The organism is Marinomonas sp. A3A (assembly GCF_018336955.1).
Classification (GTDB): Bacteria; Pseudomonadota; Gammaproteobacteria; order Pseudomonadales; family Marinomonadaceae; genus Marinomonas; species Marinomonas lutimaris.
This window is the reverse complement of sequence record NZ_CP025532.1, coordinates 2,602,521-2,621,938: the sequence shown is the minus strand read 5'-3', so window position 1 is coordinate 2,621,938 and position 19,418 is coordinate 2,602,521. Positions and strand designations below refer to the sequence as shown.

The 19,418-nt window shown below is 42.2% G+C and carries 20 protein-coding genes; 3 read left to right on the top strand and 17 right to left on the bottom strand.

The genetic code is table 11. The annotated features are described in order from the left end of the window. Window positions 1-3: 3 nt before the first annotated feature. The 4 genes from CYL31_RS12315 to CYL31_RS12300 form a co-directional block, all read right to left on the bottom strand. Window positions 4-1,062: an imelysin family protein gene (locus tag CYL31_RS12315; RefSeq protein ID WP_212915534.1), complete on the bottom strand. Its 1,059-nt coding sequence runs from the start codon at window positions 1,060-1,062 to the stop codon at window positions 4-6. After that, window positions 1,062-2,441 carry a di-heme oxidoreductase family protein gene (locus CYL31_RS12310; RefSeq protein ID WP_212915533.1) on the bottom strand — a complete coding sequence of 460 codons (1,380 nt, stop codon included), beginning with the start codon at window positions 2,439-2,441 and terminating at the stop codon, window positions 1,062-1,064. The genes CYL31_RS12315 and CYL31_RS12310 overlap by 1 nt, the downstream gene beginning before the upstream one ends. Window positions 2,442-2,533: 92 nt before the next feature. Continuing rightward, window positions 2,534-3,829, bottom strand: coding sequence for an imelysin family protein (locus tag CYL31_RS12305; RefSeq protein ID WP_212915532.1), 1,296 nt, complete (start codon window positions 3,827-3,829; stop codon window positions 2,534-2,536). A 102-nt stretch (window positions 3,830-3,931) separates the two neighbouring features. After that, window positions 3,932-4,516, bottom strand: coding sequence for a hypothetical protein (locus CYL31_RS12300; protein WP_212915531.1), 585 nt, complete (start codon window positions 4,514-4,516; stop codon window positions 3,932-3,934). Between the two features lie 345 nt (window positions 4,517-4,861). Here CYL31_RS12300 and CYL31_RS12295 point away from each other — a divergent pair, with 345 nt between their 5' ends. Continuing rightward, complete coding sequence (locus tag CYL31_RS12295; RefSeq protein ID WP_212915530.1) at window positions 4,862-6,040, top strand: BaiN/RdsA family NAD(P)/FAD-dependent oxidoreductase; 1,179 nt, start codon at window positions 4,862-4,864, stop codon at window positions 6,038-6,040. A 54-nt stretch (window positions 6,041-6,094) separates the two neighbouring features. Here the strand turns inward: CYL31_RS12295 and CYL31_RS12290 are convergent, their stop codons facing one another. From CYL31_RS12290 to ltnD, 6 genes are read right to left on the bottom strand one after another with little or no spacing between them, the layout of a single operon-like run. Beyond that, window positions 6,095-7,579 carry a GntP family permease gene (locus CYL31_RS12290; RefSeq protein ID WP_212915529.1) on the bottom strand — a complete coding sequence of 495 codons (1,485 nt, stop codon included), beginning with the start codon at window positions 7,577-7,579 and terminating at the stop codon, window positions 6,095-6,097. A gap of 36 nt (window positions 7,580-7,615) precedes the next feature. Further along, window positions 7,616-8,563 (bottom strand): D-erythronate dehydrogenase, encoded by a 948-nt coding sequence (denD, locus tag CYL31_RS12285; RefSeq protein WP_212915528.1) that lies wholly within the window; start codon window positions 8,561-8,563, stop codon window positions 7,616-7,618. Between the two features lie 33 nt (window positions 8,564-8,596). Next, window positions 8,597-9,373, bottom strand: coding sequence for a 2-oxo-tetronate isomerase (otnI, locus tag CYL31_RS12280; protein WP_072839711.1), 777 nt, complete (start codon window positions 9,371-9,373; stop codon window positions 8,597-8,599). Next, a complete protein-coding gene (otnC, locus tag CYL31_RS12275) occupies window positions 9,373-10,005 on the bottom strand; it encodes a 3-oxo-tetronate 4-phosphate decarboxylase (RefSeq protein ID WP_072839712.1) in 633 nt (210 codons plus the stop codon). The genes otnI and otnC overlap by 1 nt, the downstream gene beginning before the upstream one ends. Next, complete coding sequence (otnK, locus tag CYL31_RS12270; RefSeq protein WP_212915527.1) at window positions 10,005-11,258, bottom strand: 3-oxo-tetronate kinase; 1,254 nt, start codon at window positions 11,256-11,258, stop codon at window positions 10,005-10,007. The genes otnC and otnK overlap by 1 nt, the downstream gene beginning before the upstream one ends. 1 nt (window position 11,259) lies before the next feature. Then, complete coding sequence (gene ltnD, locus CYL31_RS12265; protein WP_212915526.1) at window positions 11,260-12,162, bottom strand: L-threonate dehydrogenase; 903 nt, start codon at window positions 12,160-12,162, stop codon at window positions 11,260-11,262. 281 nt (window positions 12,163-12,443) lie between these two features. Here ltnD and CYL31_RS12260 point away from each other — a divergent pair, with 281 nt between their 5' ends. Further along, a complete protein-coding gene (locus CYL31_RS12260; protein ID WP_012070246.1) occupies window positions 12,444-13,202 on the top strand; it encodes a DeoR/GlpR family DNA-binding transcription regulator in 759 nt (252 codons plus the stop codon). Between the two features lie 106 nt (window positions 13,203-13,308). Here CYL31_RS12260 and CYL31_RS12255 read toward each other — a convergent pair whose 3' ends face one another. The 6 genes from CYL31_RS12255 to CYL31_RS12230 form a co-directional block, all read right to left on the bottom strand. Then, window positions 13,309-14,169, bottom strand: coding sequence for an NAD(P)-dependent oxidoreductase (locus CYL31_RS12255; RefSeq protein ID WP_212915525.1), 861 nt, complete (start codon window positions 14,167-14,169; stop codon window positions 13,309-13,311). A gap of 106 nt (window positions 14,170-14,275) precedes the next feature. Further along, window positions 14,276-15,046: a DUF3307 domain-containing protein gene (locus CYL31_RS12250; RefSeq protein ID WP_249411775.1), complete on the bottom strand. Its 771-nt coding sequence runs from the start codon at window positions 15,044-15,046 to the stop codon at window positions 14,276-14,278. Then, window positions 15,046-15,711: a hypothetical protein gene (locus CYL31_RS12245; RefSeq protein WP_212915523.1), complete on the bottom strand. Its 666-nt coding sequence runs from the start codon at window positions 15,709-15,711 to the stop codon at window positions 15,046-15,048. The genes CYL31_RS12250 and CYL31_RS12245 overlap by 1 nt, the downstream gene beginning before the upstream one ends. 267 nt (window positions 15,712-15,978) lie before the next feature. Continuing rightward, window positions 15,979-16,608 carry an OmpA family protein gene (locus CYL31_RS12240; protein ID WP_212915522.1) on the bottom strand — a complete coding sequence of 210 codons (630 nt, stop codon included), beginning with the start codon at window positions 16,606-16,608 and terminating at the stop codon, window positions 15,979-15,981. Between the two features lie 119 nt (window positions 16,609-16,727). Further along, a complete protein-coding gene (locus tag CYL31_RS12235) occupies window positions 16,728-17,150 on the bottom strand; it encodes a VOC family protein (protein ID WP_212915521.1) in 423 nt (140 codons plus the stop codon). A gap of 108 nt (window positions 17,151-17,258) precedes the next feature. Further along, entirely contained in the window at window positions 17,259-17,576 is a 318-nt protein-coding gene (locus tag CYL31_RS12230; RefSeq protein ID WP_212915520.1) for a hypothetical protein, read from the bottom strand. Between the two features lie 85 nt (window positions 17,577-17,661). Between CYL31_RS12230 and CYL31_RS12225 the strand changes: the two genes are divergently transcribed. After that, on the top strand, window positions 17,662-18,690 hold the full coding sequence (locus CYL31_RS12225) for a nucleoid-associated protein (RefSeq protein WP_212915519.1): 1,029 nt from the start codon (window positions 17,662-17,664) through the stop codon (window positions 18,688-18,690). A gap of 50 nt (window positions 18,691-18,740) precedes the next feature. Here CYL31_RS12225 and CYL31_RS12220 read toward each other — a convergent pair whose 3' ends face one another. Continuing rightward, window positions 18,741-19,385, bottom strand: coding sequence for an HAD family hydrolase (locus CYL31_RS12220; RefSeq protein WP_212915518.1), 645 nt, complete (start codon window positions 19,383-19,385; stop codon window positions 18,741-18,743). Between the last annotated feature and the right edge of the window lie 33 nt (window positions 19,386-19,418).

The window sequence follows — 19,418 nt, the reverse complement described above, 5'->3', positions numbered from 1 at the left end:
TAGTTAGTCTCCGTCTCTACTATTAAAGCCAATTTGGAAGCCTAGTTGAGTCACCATGCTGGCGAGATAAGATTGGCTATTAGATATGGACTTCACCAACGGCTTTGCTAGAGCAACACGAGCTTCTTGCGTGTAGTCGGCATGGAAGAAATCACTTGGTAATTGAAGGGCTAATTTAATATTCTGCGTGAGTTGCTCTTCAAACTGTTCAGCTAGTGCAGGATTGGTTTGTTTGGCAATTTCGTATAAAGATGGTGAACCTGCATGATAAATTTCACGATAAGACTGCAAATTCTTTTGTATGGCTCTTAAGGAAAGATCGCTTCGGTAAAATTCGGCAAGTTTTAGGTTTTCACGGCTGTTATAGCCTATCGGGGTTTCGAGCTTGGCGTCTTTAACCGCCGACATGTGTTCGATCCATTGTTGTAAAAACAATTCTAGCGCGACTTTTTCTGGATCAAAGCCAGTACCTTCTTCGTCAAATACCCAATCTTGTGCTTTTCCATCTTGCCATTGTTTGGCTACAGCGTTGGCACTTTCTAGATGATGAGCGGTGACTTTCCCTAGTAATCGGCAGTGCTCAACGGATTGTGTTGGCTCGAAATCAGGATGGTAAAGCAAACTTTCAATTGCTGTTAGTCCACGCACAGCAATACTTGCCGAGGTCCAAAATTTCGGTGCATCCATGACCGCAGGATCGCCTTGTGCTAGCGCTCTTAGCTGACGTTGAGTAACGCCTTTCTTATCTGGCCAATATTCAAAAGCGTAATAACGCATAAAGTAAGTGACAGGGCCAAAGTTCAGCCATTGAACCTGTTGCCAATCTAACACATTGGTTTGAAAGGCCTCTTGCGCGTCATGAAGAGTTGTTTTAGATGGTGAAGCACAGAGTGCATCTGTGCGTTGTTGTAATGTCTTTGATGATTCAGAATAGGATTCATAGCCTTGTTTGACCACGTTGGCTACGATGCCGTTGAGTGGACCTTCCCACTGACCGGCTGAAGCAAGCAGAGGTGTGGAAGCGCTAATGGCTAGGGCAATTAGCTTTGGAAGATATTTCATTAAAGCGACTCCAAAAAGTAGATGAGTTTTTGACGTTGTTCTTTGTTTAGATTCTTATAATATTGTTGACTGCGTTTAGCTTCTCCGCCATGCCAAAGAATGGCTTCTTCGATGGTTTGAGCTCGGCCATCGTGCAAAAAACTCACACGGCCTGACACTTTTTTCGATAGCCCAATTCCCCATAAGGGCGCTGTTCGCCACTCGCTAGGACTTGCGGAAAAGCTTGGAAATCCACTGGCCAGCTCAGGCCCCATATCGTGTAATAGCATGTCTGTAAAAGGGTAAAAAGTACGATTATTTAATACTGCAAAATCTGAATTATTGCCTGTTTTCATTTTGGGAGTGTGGCAGCTAGCGCATCCTCCATCCTCAAAAAAACGTTTACCGTCTAAAAAAGTGCTGCTGGTTAGATTACGCATAGCGGGGGGTGAAGACAATGATACAAAAAGATCGACCAATCTCGCTTGCTGTTTATCTACTTCTAAATTATCTAAATGTGGACTGTTACCATTTGGGCTTTCCATGCAATCGCGTTGAAACGCAGTGCAGTCGCCTGACGGTGACGGGTTAAGCGGCGTCGATAGACCTAAATCGCTATTAAATGCAGACTGATTTTGCGCGCTAACACTTGCCACAGAAGCTTTATAGCCAAAACGGCCAATGACTTTTTCTTTGTCACTGAAAACCCAACTGACGCGACCGCTAATACCATCATTATTTTTATCGTCAGGATCAGCGCCAGACATAATTATTTCGTCCGGAATGTTATCTAATAGTCCCATTCCCACTAATGCTGGTGAAACCAACATGGTAAAACCAGTGCTGTCTTCGAAGTTGCCATAATTAAGCGTTTTCCAATGAAGGTTTGGCTTTCGTAGCTCTACTTGAGTTCCATCCTTTAGTGTTTCAATCTGAGTGCTGTAGGTAAGGTAATAATCGCCTTCAGGCAAAATTCCAGGAGAGCTTTGACCTTGAAACTGATGCCCGTAGCGTTTATCGCCAATGTGAGGGTAGATTTTATTACTCTTGTTGTTGACGATAGGGTAAGACTTTCCAAGCCTAATTAAAAAAGACGGAACGGATGTACCACTTATATTTGCTTCTGGTGCATGGCCGCGTCCATTGTTGACATGACAATTGTTGCACGAGCGAGTATTAAATAACGGGCCTAAGCCGTCGCTGGCAGTCGTTGAAGAGGGTGCTGGTACCCAGAATTTTTGAAAAACACCTTCACCGATATGAAAGTCGAGTTTGTCTTCAACCTTAATACCTGCAAGCGGAGTTGAATAATCACTGGCAATAGCTTTGTTCTGAAAACAAAAAAAGCTGGCGTAAACGCCAGCTACTAGAAAAATACCATTTCTTAAATTTGCTGTCATAAATAGACAAATACCATTAACTGACTAAATGACACATCTTCCTTGGCATCCCATTTGTTAATCTTATAGGTAGCAGATTATTATTCTACTTTCTATTGAAATACCGCACTTGGATTATCTAGACTATCAGATCCTTCAAGAGCAATGCCTTCAAGATTTAGCTCATGAATGACTTCTTCAGTGGTGCGTGTTTCGTTTACCAATGAATCAACAAAGGTTTGTACTAGTTGATTACCTTTTGTGTTATTCATTGCAATGAGAACATCAAAGGTTTGACCTTTTTTCGCAGCATCTACCATTGCTTGAGCAGCGGCTTCTGTTTCATTCAGCTTTTGCTTCATTTCTGTGTCTAATTGTGGATTTTGCTTAGCAACAAGATTAGATAGAGACGCACCTTTTACCCAGCTACCATCAACACGTTTGTATTCACCTAAATACGCATTCTTGATGCCTTTAGCATCATAATAATGTGACCAATGGGTATTGTCAGAGAAACAGTCATGCTCTTCTTCTGGGTCGTGTAGCATCAAACCAAGCTTAGTTCTTTCGCCACCCAGCTCTCCATATGCCAAACTGCCCATACCGGTAAGAATAGTAGAAAGGCCTTGTTCTGGTGATTGTTCTAATAACGCAACGCGTGCAGCGCCGCCTTCTTTCCAATTATTCGCCATTTCTTCTAAATCAGAAATTAACAAATCGGTAGCCGCTACTAAATAATCACGACGGCGATCGCAGTTTCCATTGGTGCAATTGTTTAGGTCAAAATCTGTGGCAGGACGTTCGCCAGCACCAGGATTAGTGCCATTTAGATCTTGGCCCCACAATAAAAATTCAATCGCGTGATAACCGCTAGCAACGTTTGCTTCTACACCATCGGCTTCTTGAAGGTTGTCGGAAATTAGTTCAGGAGTAATGCTGGTTGTATCTACTTTTACGCCGCCGATCATCAAGCTTGTTGACGCGATAACATTCGCAGCATAGAGAGGATTAAGATCGGATTCTGTACCGTAGCTGTCTACCGCAACGTAATCGATCAGACCTTCGTCCAATGGCCAAGCGTTAACTTTGCCTTCCCATTCATCCACAATTGGATTGCCAAAGCGATAGACTTCGCTTTGCTGATAAGGAACGCGAGCTGCAATCCAAGCAGTCCGAGCGGCTTTCAAGTTTGCTTCTGTAGGATTAGCTAAGAATGTATTAATAGAGGAACGAAGTGTTTTTGCAGTTGTTAAAGAGTCACCGTATACAGCTTCGGCAATGTCAGCATAATGAACGACGACGGAATCTGCAGTGATAGCGTTAGATTCTTGTTTTACGGTAGCAGGTCCGCATGCAGTAAGCATCGCACCTGTAACGCAAATTGCGATGGGGGTTAACAATCGTTTCATGTCTGAAGCTCCAATATTATTTTGTGCAAGCATAATATTAGAAATGAAAACGATTATCAATGAATGTCTTTGCACATTTTTTACATTAATAGTGGGGAACTATTAATTCCCGCACTGATATTGAAAAGAATTGCCTGCCGTATTGTGAAGATCATATTCACATGCTTTATCTCTTAAAAGATTCTGCCCTTCCCAAGAAACACTCATACTGATAGGTGATTTGTTCTTATAGCTAGGAATAAATCGATATGCCGCAACGACATCAATACTGCTGTTGGCCCCTAACTGAATTGACTGCCCAATAAGTCGCTGACGAGTTTCGGTGTTGTATAAGGTGTAATCCGTAGTGTATTCCTGATCACCGTTTGCGTGAGAGAAATTTAACCAAATCTTACGGTAGGTTTGTGGCTCAGACGTCGGATTAGTAAAGCGTAATTTTGTATAGATAATTTGAGAACTGGATAAGCTTGTTTGTGCATTTTGGCTGACTTTTACATAAGAAGAGCTTGCTTCCTGCCAAGGCATATTAGTACCAAATGATGCATCAACAATTTGAATGCTTTCTTTTGCAAAATATGCTTCTGCAAATTGAGCAAGGTCTTTTGCTGGTGCGTACAAAGCTAAAGCCATAATGGCTAAAAGTGCAACTTTATGAATAGTATGAGTAGGGCTTAATAGCTTGATCATATCCACTTCCTTAAAATATCTTTACTGTTTATTTATACAGTACTGTATATCCAGACAGTTATTTTGTACAGAGTCTTTTTTAAAAATAGTTTGCATTTCTCAAAAAAATTCTGGGTATTGACGTATATAGGATTTTTTTAAAATATAAAAAATAATGTTTGATTTTATTTAGTGTATTGAATTTTAAGGGGATTTTAATGATTCCCACAGCCTTCTTAACGGTTTCTGTGGACAAGATTTGGCAATTCTATTTTTGCTTTTATTTGATACAAAACGCAGCTCATTCGATGGCAATAAATGTCCCAGACACTATAATGCAGCCACAAATAAGTAATGAGGTAGGTTGTGGATAAAGTTGATGTGATCGTAATTGGTGCCGGAGCGTCTGGTTTAATGTGTGCGGCAACTGCGGGCTACCGAGGTAAAAAGGTGGTGGTGTTGGATCACGCGAATAAAGCAGGCAAAAAGATTCTTATGTCTGGCGGAGGACGTTGTAACTTTACTAACATGGATGCTGCACCAAAGCATTTTTTATCTGACAATCCATATTTTTGCATTTCTGCGCTACGCCGTTTTTCGTCGCAAGACTTTGTTGATCTAGTTGATCGACATGGTCTGGATTATGTAGAGAAGACGCCAGGGCAATTGTTTTGTGAGCACTCTGCAAAAGACCTGCTTGATATATTGCTGACAGAGCTTGAATGGTCTGGTGCAGAGCTAAAGTTAAACACAAAAATTCATAATATTGATTTTCAAGACGGGCAGACCCTTGTTAAAACTAATCAAGGGGACTTTGCTTGTGAATCCCTTGTGGTAGCCACGGGTGGTTTGTCAATTCCAACCATGGGTGCGACAGGCTTTGGTTACGACATCGCTAAACAAGTCGGACACAATATTCTACCAACTCGTGCTAGCTTGGTACCTATTACGGTACAGCCAGATAGAAAAGTACAGCTTGCTGAATTGTCTGGTATTGCTTGCGAGATCTCTGCAACAGCAAGTGGTGTGACTTTCCAAGAGCCAATGTTGTTTACCCATCGCGGTGTCAGTGGCCCATCTATTTTGCAAATAACCAATTTTTGGCAACCGGGCGAAACGCTTGCCATTAATATTGCACCGACCCTATCGTTAGACGACTTACTTGACGTTCGCCAAAGTACTCCGAAAAAAAGCTATGAAGGCTTTTTATCAAACTTATTACCAAAGCGATTAGTAGAGCTGGTCAAAATAGAATTCCCTTGGTTAACCGAGCGAAGCGCACAAACGTCTAACGAACAGATCGACAATCTGTTTCATTATCTTGCCAACTTTGACATCGCTCCTAATGGAACCGAAGGCTATCGCACCGCAGAGGTAACCTTAGGCGGCGTAAATACCAACGAAGTATCCTCGAAAACCTTCGAATCACAAAAGCAACCAGGGCTCTACTTTATAGGTGAAGTACTAGATGTGACGGGTTGGCTTGGAGGTTATAACTTCCAGTGGGCATGGGCGAGCGGGTTTTGTGCAGGGCAGTATGTTTAAAAAAAGGGCCGACATTTCACTGTCGGCCCTTTGATGCTTATTTACTTATATCCATTAAGCTGTCTTGATTTGTGGCTTGCTTTGGCTTTTCACAAACAAGATACAGCCAGCTAATACGAGTAACGGTAATACAGGATCGTAGATGCTTCCTAGACTGCCGAATATTAGGTTCAAGATCATGATAAGTGATCCGCCAATAGCCCAAGCTATCGTTGTTGGAACAGTCCAGATTACCAATTGCTTTTTCACTTCAGTAACGCCCATCAAACGGTTAACAATGTGGAATAGGCTGTCATTAAAGTAACCAGCGAACAAACTCCCCATAGTTGCGGCAGACGCAGCAAACAGCATGTTAACGCCTTGCATTTCTGCTAGTACTGGCGCTGAGATAGAGGCTGCAGTGATCATTGAAACCGTGCCGCTTCCTTGGATGATTCTAACTAAGGTCGCAATAATGAATGGGATCATGATTGGCGATATAGAAAGAGCAACAATTTGGTTAGCAATTTCTGCACCTGCGCCAGATTCACGTAATACGCTGCCTAATGCACCACCTGCGCCTGTTACCAAAAGAATGATGCCACAAGTAGATATGCCTTCTTCTAGTTTCCGGGTTGTTGTCTCTTTATCCAAATAAGGCGTTAGCGTATACACAGCAAGTAATGTACTGATTGAAAGCGCGATAATAGGATTACCAAGGAAGTTAAAAGCAACACCAACGATGCTAGTAGATAAGCCTTCCATACCAAATTGTTTCTCGGCAAGACTCATAAGCGACTTAATCAAAATTAGGACGATTGGAACCACAATCGGCATGATTGATTTAATCAGCGAAGGAAGTTCTTTAGACTCTTTAGAAGCCATGTAATCATCATGGATTTTCTTAAGATCGTCATCAGCGGCTAAAGTTGGTGAAACCGCAAATTCAGGGAAATGCTTTTCCAACCAGCGTGCATACAAAACAATGCCATATACACAAGGAATGGCGATTAACAGACCAAAACCAAGCATAGAAGCCAAGTCGACATTAAAGATACTTGCTACGCCCAATGGGCCTGGTGTTGGTGGAATACAATGATGGGCAACAACCAACCCACCAGCAAGCGCTACTGTTAAGGTTAAGATAGAGCGATCGGATTTTTTTGCTAAAGACTTAGCAATCGGGTACAAAATTATCAGTGCGCTGTCCACAAAAACAGGAATACTGACGATGTAGCCGGTAATGGCTAAAGCCATTTCCTCTTTTTTCTTCCCTAGCCATTTGATGAAGTGGTAGGCAATTGATTCACCGGCACCAGAGGTTTCCAAAATTGCTCCCATCATAACGCCCAAACCGATAACAATACCGATACCGCCTAATGTTCCACCAAATCCTTTGCTTATGGCAGACATGGTTTCATCAACACTCAACCCACCGATTAAACCGGCAATGCATGCTGCAATTAGCATGGCAATTAACACATGAACTCTCGTTCTTAATACTAAAAATATTAAAACGAATACAGCTATTATTAAGCCGATTACAGATATAGGTAGCATGGTTTTATTTCCTTTATTTTTATTAGAGGTTGTTTTTTATTTTACTGATTCTACATATTCACTGAATATCGAATTGAAGTTTTTGTCTTTTATAAAACCTAGAGATAATTCTTTTTCGTTATTAATAGATTTTGGCCAGCTTGAAACGATTTTTTCGATCTTCGAGTCTTTTTCATAAGAAATAAAATCAAGATAAGATTCGTCATGTTCGCTGGAAAGGCACTCAATCATTTCTTTTGGAGATGTTTGTAAGCCCGGTAGATTAATGGTTCTAAATCCATCTAAACGATCTGTATTGATCTGGCTGGCATGAACAATATTTTTAATGACAGTGTTTGGGCTGGATACCCACAGCGGTAGATTTAGATCGACTGGACAGTTGGTTTTCTCATGCTTTAGTGGTTCGCGAATGATGCCACTAACAAAAGAAGATGCTGCTTTATTTGGTGCTCCTGGGCGTATGCAAATGGTAGGTAAGCGCACAGATACAGCATCAACAAAGCCTTTTCGCGCATAGTCATTCACTAATAATTCACAGATGGCTTTTTGAGTGCCATAAGATGAACTAGGTTGCATCGCTGTCATGTAATCGATTTTTTCTGGTAGTTGTCCGCCGAATACAGCAAGAGAACTTGAAAAAACAAATCGAATATTTGTGTTGGCTTCGCGGCAACGATCCAATAAAAGTTGAGTCGCTTTTAAATTAACCAACATACCAAGTTCAAAATCTTCTTCCGCATGGCTTGATACGATTGCCGCAAGATGAAAAACATGAGTTGTTTCTTTATCAATGATCTTTTTAACTTCTTCTGCAGCGGTAATGTCAGCAATAATAGATTGGATTTTGTTACTTGTTATCAAATCTGGATTTAATGAAACTTTATCAACAATTTTAATACTGTTTATTGTAGGGAAGTTTTCCAGTAAATTTTTTAATAGTTCAGTGCCTAAAAAACCAGCTCCGCCAGTAATGACAATATTCATATTTTTATCCTTATACTTTTTATTTTGACTTTTTTATAAATAAGGCTTGACCCAAGCTAAGCCACTTTCTGTGGTGTTTTTTGGATTGTATTCACAGCCAATCCAGCCCTTATATCCAGACTCGTCCAATATGTTGAATAAATGCGGATAGTTGATTTCGCCTTCAGATGGTTCATGTCTTTTAGGGACAGAAGCAATTTGAATATGACCGGTGACATCGGCAAGATCTTGAATTAGGTGGGTTAGATCACCATCCATAATTTGAGCGTGATAGATGTCGAGCTGTAGTTTGACGTTTGGTCGATCTACTTGTCTTATTAGCTCGGCAGCTTCTCTTTGATGAGCAATAAAATAGTTAGGAACATCACGGTTATTCAGTGGCTCAATCATGAGCTCGATACCGTGCGTAGCAAATTCGTCTGCGGCAAAGCGAATGTTATTTATGAATGTGTTGATATGTTCTTCACGGGTGAAGTTTTGATCAACAATGCCAGACATAGCATGTACTTTTTTGCAGTTAAGCGCTTTTGCGTAGGTTAAAGCGGTTTCTACACTTTGTTGGAATTCTTTTTCACGTCCTGGAATCGCTGCAAAGCCTCGTTCACCTGCATCCCAGTTGCCAGGAGGCATGTTAAACAAAGCCTGTTCAAATCCATATTGCTCTAATTTAGACGCTAAGACATCAGCGTCAAAAGCATAAGGAAATAGATATTCAACGGCTTTAAAGCCCGCATTATGTGCTCGTTCAAAGCGTTCTAAGAACGGCACATCGGTAAATAACATGGTTAGATTTGCTGCAAATTTAGCCATTATTTGCCTCTCCCTTTTAGATCAGTTACTTCGTCATCGGTTAAATAACGAGTAGGTTTGTTTGCTAATAAAAAGAACAATTTAGCGGTTTCTTCTAGCTCTTCTGCATTATCAACAGCATCTAAAAAATCGCTACCAGTGATGATTGGCCCATGATTAGCTAACAAAAACGCTCGATATTTGCCCGCCAGTTTTGCAAGGTCTTCAGCAATATGTGGGGAGCCTGGGCGATAGTAAGGGACGACCGGAAGCTCACCGACTCGCATCACGTAGTAAGGCGTAAATGCTTTGATGGCGTTACTAGGATCTAAATTCTCTAGACAAGAAAGTGCCGTTAAATAAGTAGAGTGCAAATGCACGATAGCGTTGCAGTTTGGATCTTTCTCATAAATGGCTAAATGAAAAGCCACTTCTTTAGAAGGTCGTTTACCAGATAGATGGTTACCGTCTTTATCAACGACAGACAGGTCTTCTGCAACTAAGCGACCAAAAGACGACCCCGTCGGCGTCGCTAAAAAATGACCATTAGGTAATTTCAACGATAAATTACCGGCACCACCTGTTGCGTAGCCACGATCGAACATAGAGCGAGCTAAGTCGACCATCTGTTGTCTCAATTCAGCTTCATTCATTAAAAGTACCCCTGAGCCGTGGTGAAAAAGTTCTCGTCGCCAAAATTGCCAGATTTAAGCGCCAGCGATAAATCTTGATTGATGGCTTTTACCCAAGGCACGCCAGGGGCAATTTGAGGACCGATGTGAAAGCTATCGACTTTTAGGCTTTGAGTTACAACGCCTGACGTCTCGCCACCTGCAACAATAAAATTACGTATGCCGAAATCTTGCAGCTTGATAGCCAACAAACTAAAGAGAGTCTCAACTGCTTGACTGGACGCCTCTGCACCGTATTGCTGCTGAATTGTTTTGAGTTTTTCAGCATCCGCCGTGGCATAAACGATAGGTGCCAATGACTCGTTAGCGTGGCTGACAACCCAGTCAAATAACACGTTGACGTAGTTTTCATTGCTCATGCACTGCTCAATATCAAGGGCAAAGAAAGGCGCTTTGGCTTTATAAAGCTCAACTTGCTTGTTGGTCATGACAGAGCATGAGCCTGAAAATATGACGGTTGGTACTTTAGCTGGGTGACCTGCTTGTTTTGCTTGGGTTTGGTCTTGTAAGTGTTCTCCCCAGTTTTTTGCAATACCTGCTGCTAACCCTGAACCGCCAGTTACTAATTTCAATGAGCTAACTGCTTTGCCAATCTCATTAAGGTGTTCCGCTGTAAAAGCATCGACAACGGCGTAACGTTTTCCTTGCGCTTTTAGCTCAGCAAATTCACCAATAATGGCGTCTGCGCCTTGCTCAATACTTTGATAATTAATCAGTCCCGTTTTGCCTTTAGATTGCGCGTCCATCAAATCCATAAGATTAGAATTAGTCATTGGAGTGACTGGGTGGTTACGCATACCTGATTCACTGAGCAACTGACCCAGCACAAAAAGATGGCCGTTAAAAACAGTGCGTCCGTTAACTGGAAGGGCAGGGCAGACAATAGTAAAGTCTTCGCCTAATACATCCAGAAGCGCATCCGTTACTGGACCGATGTTACCTTTAGCTGTGCTATCAAAGGTTGAGCAGTATTTAAAATAGAATTGCTGACAGCCTTGTGCTTGAAGCCATTTCAGAGCCGCAACAGACTGTTCAATCGCTTGTTCGGTCGGGCATGAGCGCGACTTTAGACTCACAACAACTGCGTCTGCATTTATCTCCATATTTGCCGAAGGGATACCGTTCACTTGAATAGTTCGCATGCCATTTTCAACAAGAAAACCTGCAATATCGGTAGCACCAGTAAAGTCGTCAGCAATAACACCTAATAACATATTACTTCTCCACGCCTGGTAAATTGATGCCATCAAAGATCTTGATAACCGCGCTGTCATCTTCTTGGCCGAAACCTGCGTTACTAGCTGAAAGGAACATATTTAAAGCGGTGCTAGATAAAGGAAGAGGGAACTTCAATTCTTTGGCAGTATCTGCAACAAGGTTTAAGTCTTTAACAAAAATATCCACCATAGATTTAGGTGAATAGTCGCCATCGACAACATGTTTCATGCGGTTTTCAAACATCCAAGAGTTGCCTGCGGCATTTGTGACAACGTCATACATAAGATCAAGCGGGATGTTTGCACGAGCAGCAAGCGCCATCGCTTCTGCACCAGCAGCAATATGTACACCAGCGAGCAGTTGATGAATGATTTTAACCGTCGCACCAAGGCCAATCTCTTCGCCAATGTTGTAGACTTTAGCCGCTGTCGCATCTAGGACAGGCTGTAGTTTCTCGAAGGCTTCTACTGATCCGGATGCCATGACTGTCATGTCACCTGTTGCCGCTTTCGCTGCACCGCCAGACACGGGCGCATCGAGCATCAATAATTGGTATTGAGAAAGTTTTTGGTGGATGGCTTTAGCATCTTCAGCGGAAATAGTTGCAGACACCATGACGGCAGTTTGTGGTTTTAGTGCGGTGGCTAAGCCGCTGTCAAAAAGAACAGCGTTTACTTGTTTTGCGTTTACAACAAGCACTAAGACAGCGTCTAATTGCTCGGCAAAATCTAAAGCGCTGCTAGAGACTGCTTTAGCTCCTGCTAGGCTTAGTTCTTCCAAGGCTTTAGGGTTTAAGTCAAAACCATAGACGTCCAATCCTGCGTTAATACAAGACTTGGCCGCGCCCATGCCCATTGAGCCTAGTCCGATCACACCGACGGATTTCGCTTTATTTGTCATACAATACCTACTGAATTATTGTTAGTTTATGTTCAGATTTGTGATTTTATAATTGATTGGAATGATTAAAACGCTTTATTTCACATATTTCAACATTATTTAACACTCAGTCTGAAAGGTTTTTGTGTTTTTTGCCTATGTGCTGTGTTGCTACTGTTATTGAGGGCGTTAAAAATAGTGCTTTCATGCAATGTATAGATACTTTTTCACATAAATTCACATGGCGGTTTTTTTTTGTTAAGCTGCAGTGAAAGTAATTTTGTGAATTGGACGGCGGAAAGATGATTCCAGTAGAGCGGCAAAGAAAGATCCTGACATTATTAAAGAATCAAGAAGTAGTGAGTATTTCAGAGCTGGTTGATTTATTTAATGTGTCTCATATGACTATTCGCCGAGACATTGAAAAACTTGAGGCTATTGGCAAAGTTAGTTCAGTTTCTGGAGGTGTGCAGCTAGCAAGAAACATTCATATTGAGCTCTCGCATGATATTAAAATTACCCAGTTTGCCACTGAGAAAGAGCAAATTGGCAAGTTGGCATCGAGTATCATTGCTCCAAATATGACGATATACCTTGATGCAGGCACCACAACGTTAGAAATTGCTCACCAAATAACCCAAAGAAATGACCTGCTCATTATCACTAATGATTTTGCTATATCGGCTTACTTAATGGCGAATTCGGCTAACGATATTTACCATACAGGCGGAAAAATCGACCGACAGAACCAGTCTACCGTTGGATCAAAAGTAGCTGATTTTTTATTAAGCATGAACATTGATATCGCCTTTATCTCGACCTCGTCTTGGAATTTAAAAGGGCTATCTACGCCGAATGAAGATAAAGTCATTGTTAAGCATGCTATTGCCAAATCATCGAAAACTGTCTGTCTAGTTTCCGACACCTCTAAATATGGGAAAATTGCCGCCTTTCATGCATTGGATATGGAGCGAATTGATACCATTATCACCGACTCAGGTCTGCCAGAAAGTGCGTTCAATGAATTGAGAGATAAAGGTATTGATATTTTAACTGCTTGATTTTTCGGTTACCGCTCTCTAATCAGGAAAAGAAAAATAGGAGAGGGAAGAAAGACTGGCATTTGAATGCCTATCTTTTTCTCTCCCTCTTATCCTTAAACAGTCATTACTTTATCACTTTATAAACCGCGGCAATATCTTCATCCGCAAAGCCTGCTTTTATCGCTTGTTTGAACGCTTCATTGGCAATCGCGGCGGTTGGCACAGGTTGCTCAAGTTGATCGCCTAGGGCAATTGCAAGGCGCAGGTCTTTTTGCATATGTTTAAGCGGAAAGCTGGTGGTGTAGTTCTCATTCAGCAGCATGGCGCCTTTGCCTTTAAACATCGGATTCGACATGGCGCCAGCATCGACTATGTCTAAAATCTGCTGACCATCTAAACCGGCTTTTTGTCCCAAAGACATGCCTTCGCTGAAAATGCTCAGCATTCCGCTCATCATCATATTAACGACTAGCTTCATATTTGCGCCTTGGCCGACGTCGCCAAGGTAGGGCGACATTTTACCCATCACCTCAAACGCGGGCTTAACATCGTCATAAAGGGATTGATCACCCGCGGCGAGAATGATCAAAGTACCATCTTCAGCGGGCTTCTTAGTACCAGAAACCGGCGCTTCCAAAAAGCGTCCGCCCACTTGGCTTATCAAAGCAGCGATTGTTTTTGATGTGCCGTCGTCAACCGTCGACATATCAACATAACCGCGACCAGCGCCAATACCTGCTATAACACCATCCGGACCTTGGCAAAGCGCTAACGCCGCTTCAGGGTCCGACACCATGGCAAAAGTAACATCGCAATTAGCAGCAACGTCTTTCGGCGTCGAGCCTTGGCGAGCGCCTAACGTAATGAGATCCGCGCATTTGTCGGTATTACGGTTCCACACGGTGACATCAAATCCCGCTTTTATTAAATTGGCTGCCATGGCTTTGCCCATGATGCCTAAACCCAAAAAACCAATACGTTTCATAAATTACTCTCTTAATCGGTGTTGTTTTCTATATGTGAATCAGTAGCAGCCGTTTTAGTAGATAAAAATCCCAATATCGCAGCGCTCGTTTTAACCATAGAGATGGTTATGACAGTAGCTTCAAGACAATAAAACCAGTGAATAAAGCAATGCTCACCGAAAACAGTGAGCCAAGCATGACGTATTCGGTGAACTTTCTATCGTGAGCTTCACGTAAATCTCCCATGCGAAAGATGGATTTCGCGGCGAGTACAAAACCAACTGCGGTGTATTGGCCGTTTAGTATAAAGGTCAGCACTAAGACGCGTTCAAGGTAGCCCAAATACTGGCCTGCATTCGGTAAGGATTGTACTTTCTTGTTTTGCGAATCACACACATCGGCTTCCAAGTCCGCCGACCATTTAGACAGAATCTCTCCGATGATGATAGACGCCGGTTTGAGCATCATTAAATAAGCGAGAGCGATGAGCAAAGCTGCGTTGTAATCTATGTCATTGATGAGTGTTTTGAGTTGCTCTATCGCGCTATCAAAGAGATAAAACCATAAAAATAGGATGCTTAGGGCATGAAGTAATTGGTCGATGATAAACCACAAAAAGCCTTGTCCAACTTTCACTTTTGTATAATCGATTAGGCTATGGATAACGGCGAATAATAAGCCGATGAAAAGCGAGCCTAACAAGCTGGTGGCGGTTGCGAAACTAACAATCGCTAAGACAATAGCACCATGAACCAGACCATGATAATACAAAGAGCGCGAACGTCCTTGATGGGTATTTTTGTCTTTCACCCAAGTGTTGGGTTGTAAAAAGAAATCACCAATCACATGCCCCAGTAACAACAAGAGCAACACGGCCAAACCGTCGAACTGAAACATCACGACTTACTCCCTATTAACGTGGCTTCTATGACATCCAAAGTATCTAGTATCAAACTCGCGTTGGCGCGTTGCAACCGTGAGGCTAACGAACGGCGATTAATCCCTGTTTTGGCCGATAAGGCGTCTTGAGTTAATTCAGGGTAGAGCAGACGAGGTAACAAGACCTCAGCCTGTTTCTCACTGAGTCCTGTCATCATAAAATCTAAGTGGCGAATCAATAAATCACGGCTGGGGTTGGCTTCAACTGTGTCTGGCAAAGACAGTTTGAGGCGTTCTTCATCCATGTCTTTTAAAGCGCGCCCAGAGAGTTGAAAAGCTTCGCCTTTGGCGGTTTTTCTCAGCTCAGTTTCGATCTGTTGATACTTGCCAATACCGATAGACACCCGAGCATCCGCGCCTTTTACACACTTCATCAGCGTGAGTCTTAACAATATAGCGCAGCGTAGAGCGTCTTTCGGGTTGGGCACGAACACCTGAAACTCATCGCCACGGAACACATCGCCCTGAGCATTAAACTCATCTTGGAAAATGGCAATGGTTTGCTCAATCTGCTGCAAACATGCTTGATGTTCTGCATCCGACAAAGCACTGGAATTGACAATGTCTCCAGTGACAACACCGCCTGTATTTATGTCATTCGTAACATTATTGAGAGACGTCATCGAATACTCCTCTTTCATCGTAAACCTAACCTAACGGCTTTTCACATAAGGTATCAAAGCATAATTTATTGACCAAAGCTATTTTGGTCAATAAATAATGACCAATAATTATTTGGTCAGTATTTAAGGTTTTGTTAAAGGTGAGTCTGCAAGTTAACTCTGATGCGCTTGGCTTTACAAATTAGGATGTTCCCAACTTCTTTTAAAACAAAAAAAAACCAGCCATTTATCATGACTGGTTTTTAGAATGTTCTATTTACTAAGTGCTTAGTTTCTATTGTTTAGCGCGGTGCTGCCATTTTTGTCTACGCTGTAGATTGTCCAACGTTCGTTGGCAAACTGTTGTTTGGCGAAGACTTCAGCAACAACTCGACGGTTTAGTTTGCGACCGTCTTCTGTGTCGTTGTCAGCGATAGGTCGGGTTGCGCCATAGCCAATGCCTTTTACACGGTCTGCTTGGATTCTAAAGCTGTCTACAAGTACATCGGCAATAGCGGAGGCGCGTTGTTGAGATAAGTCTTGGTTTAGCTCTGCTGAACCTTGGCTGTCTGTGTGGCCTTCAATGACCACTGTGCTTGTAGGATGCTCTTGTAAAAATTTAGCAAGGTCTTTTAGCTCAGAATAAAAGCGCGGTTTTATCTCTGCCTTACCAGTATCAAATAGAATGTTCAGTTCTACAGACAGTAGTTTGGTTGTTTGATTAGGGCAGCCATAGTTGTCTACGGCTGCGCCTTCAGCAGTGTCTGGACAAAGATCTCGCGCATCAATAACGCCATCTCGGTCTGCATCAGCCAGCCGAGACTGCACATTGGAAGCATACAGGCTTTCGGCAGCGGAAAGCTGTCCATAAAGCAATAATGTTCCTGTCAGTGCGATGGTTTTAATGAGAGTCTTCATGACGCTATTGCTACCTTTTAAGTTCTTCGATTCTGTAAGCTTAAGAAATACTTGCCAAGATGACTATTGGATTTTTGTAGCTTTGTTTAATTAAATACTTTTTTTGTAAACTTATGTAACTACCAGCTGCCAGTGTTTTCCATAGACGCCCATGGCTCGGCACTTTCAAGAGATCCATCTTTTTGCAGAAGTTCTATTGAAATACCGTTTGGGTCTTTAATAAAGGCCATATGACCGTCGCGAGGTGGTCTTAAAATGGTTACGCCCATGGATTGTAGCTTTTCACAGACTTGATAAATGTTTTCGACTTCAAAGGCTAGGTGGCCAAATTGGTCGCCGCCTGTGTAGGCGCGATCGCTCCAGTTATGAGTGAGTTCAACTTCTGGTGCGCCTTGTTCTGTGGCGTAGTAGATAAGCGAAAATTGACCTTTTTCACTGTCCATACGTCTTGTTTGAATAAGACCTAGGCCTTCTGTGTAAAACGTATGACTTTCTTCTGGCTTATCTGTTCTTATCATGGCGTGTAAGTATCGAATAGACATGATCGCTCCCTATTTTGATGAAAATATGTGGGAGCATTATTGCAGTATCAGCTTGGTATTTCAAAGCAATAGGCAGAAGACTCTTATTAATCTGAGTGGTAAGCCTTGTTATTCTTCCCAGACCCAACGTAGAGGATCGCCAAAGTCATCGTAGATGATTTTTTTCTTGGGGCGCTTTTTGGCTGGTACTGTTGGTGGGGATTTGCTGTGTTTTCGTTGTTGAATAGCGGCAACAACGTGATTTAATGGCGTGCGATCTTGTTTTGGCTCGTTAAAGCCTATGTGGCTCGTGTTATACTTGCCATCAACTAAACCGGATTCACCCATGTCGACTTGCTGGATCGTTCCGTTTTTCTTGATAAATTGATCTACCAGAGACTCAAGTTCTTTTCGCGTGTCTCTTTTGGTGGTTTTGGGTTTTATCATAGCGTTTTGGTTTGGGAAGATCCTTCATAAAGTGATGGGTTAAAAAATGACCGTAATCGTCCATATTAAACGTAAGAGGTAGCTGGTGTCTATTAGCAACTTAATTGTGCATGAGATTCAAAAACATGAAGGTGAGCGTAAAGCGATACTTATTGCGCGTCCAAATGAGAACCCAGTTGATGGGCAAGCCGAGGCGCTATCTGCTCAGGTAACGAATCTATTTAATCGCTCTGGTATGAATACTGGACGTTTTGTTAACCCTCAGGGAAGTGAGGAGGGTGCCCAATTACCCGCTTTGCTGTTTAAGCATTTTAAAAACGATACTTTTGTCGATTTTGCAGGATTTACCAAAGATTGCGCGGCAGAGTATTTGAAGTATTTAGAGCCTGTTGAAGAAGCCGAAGGTGGTTTGTTGTGGTTTAACCATTACGAGCTTCACGATACGCATTTCTTGTATATAGTGATGTTGAAACGCAAAAAAGGCATTGGCCTTGGTGCGGATCTGAGTTTGTCGCAAATTGAACAAATTGAGATGGAAAAGTTGCACATGTCGTTGCGTATCAATTTGACAGCGTGGCAAGCGGGCGATGAAGGTCGTTATATTTCTTTCCGTTTTGGTCGAGCACCTAAATTTGAGAGTGAATATTTTACTCAGTTTATTGGTTGCGATGAGCCTAAAGTTGCGGCAAAAGAAACGCGTAAGCTGGTGGATTTGACGGCAGCGTTTTGTCAGTCAGAAGGTTTTCCTTCTAAACAGGCGAATGAATTCAAGAAAGTGGTTTCTGAGCATTGTCAGGCGAAAGCGCAAGACCGCGAACCTTTGGCGATTAAAGAGATTGCTTCTCAGGTTGAATCTCGATTTTCTATTGAGCAGGCGAATAAATTTTTAGAAATTGCCGATTCTGATAGCTTCAAAATGGAGAAAGAAATTTTCGTCGAGAAAGCCGCATTGAAAAAACTGACTCGTTTGTCTGGAAGCTCTCGTGCTTTGACGATTAGTTTTGATAGCGAACTGTTAGCTGAATCGATCGTATTTGATGCAGACTCTGGCACGCTTACTATTAAAGACTTGCCGAAGAGTCTGCTTAAACAATTACAGGCTATGTCGAACTAAGTTTTTTGTTATACAAATTTAGTTCAATTAAGTGAAAGTCAGAAGGTTTGTTAAAGTCCCAGCAAGCCTTCTAGTTCTTTCATTGTTTTAAAGCATTCAGTCGCGCCAGCGGCCGCTTGCATTTTTGCGTCAAGAGTCTCACTAAACGCGAGTACCCGCATTCCAGCCGCTCGTCCTGCTGTAATTCCTGCAATAGAATCTTCAATCACTAAACAATCTTTAGGATTAACATTTAATGCTTGCGCGGCTTTTAAGTAAAGATCTGGTGCTGGTTTGCCGTTTTCCACGTCTTCGACACAGAAACGGGTAGAAAAGCGTTCAGATAATTGAATTTTGTCTAGTTTGAAGTTCATTTCTTTGCGGCGTGCATTGGTTGCCATGGCAATTGGTGTGGTGATCTTACTAAGTAAGTCACGTACGCCTTTAATAGGTTCTAGATCAGCTTCGATGATGGCATGAAAGCGCTGTCTGTAATCGTCGTCAAAATTTTCTGGTAGTGGCTTGCCCAGTAGTTTTTCAGCATTGATTAGGTTTTCTTGGTTGGTGAATCCTGTGAATTTTGCGTGTAAGGTCTCGTCATCGAGTTCTAGGCCGCACTCGCTTAACATGGATTTTAAGATGGTATTGGATATGTTTTCTGTGTCGACAATGACGCCATCGCAATCAAAGATTATTGCTTTGTAAGAGTAAGTCATAAAGAAAATATTTTGTTGTGAATGAGTATTGAT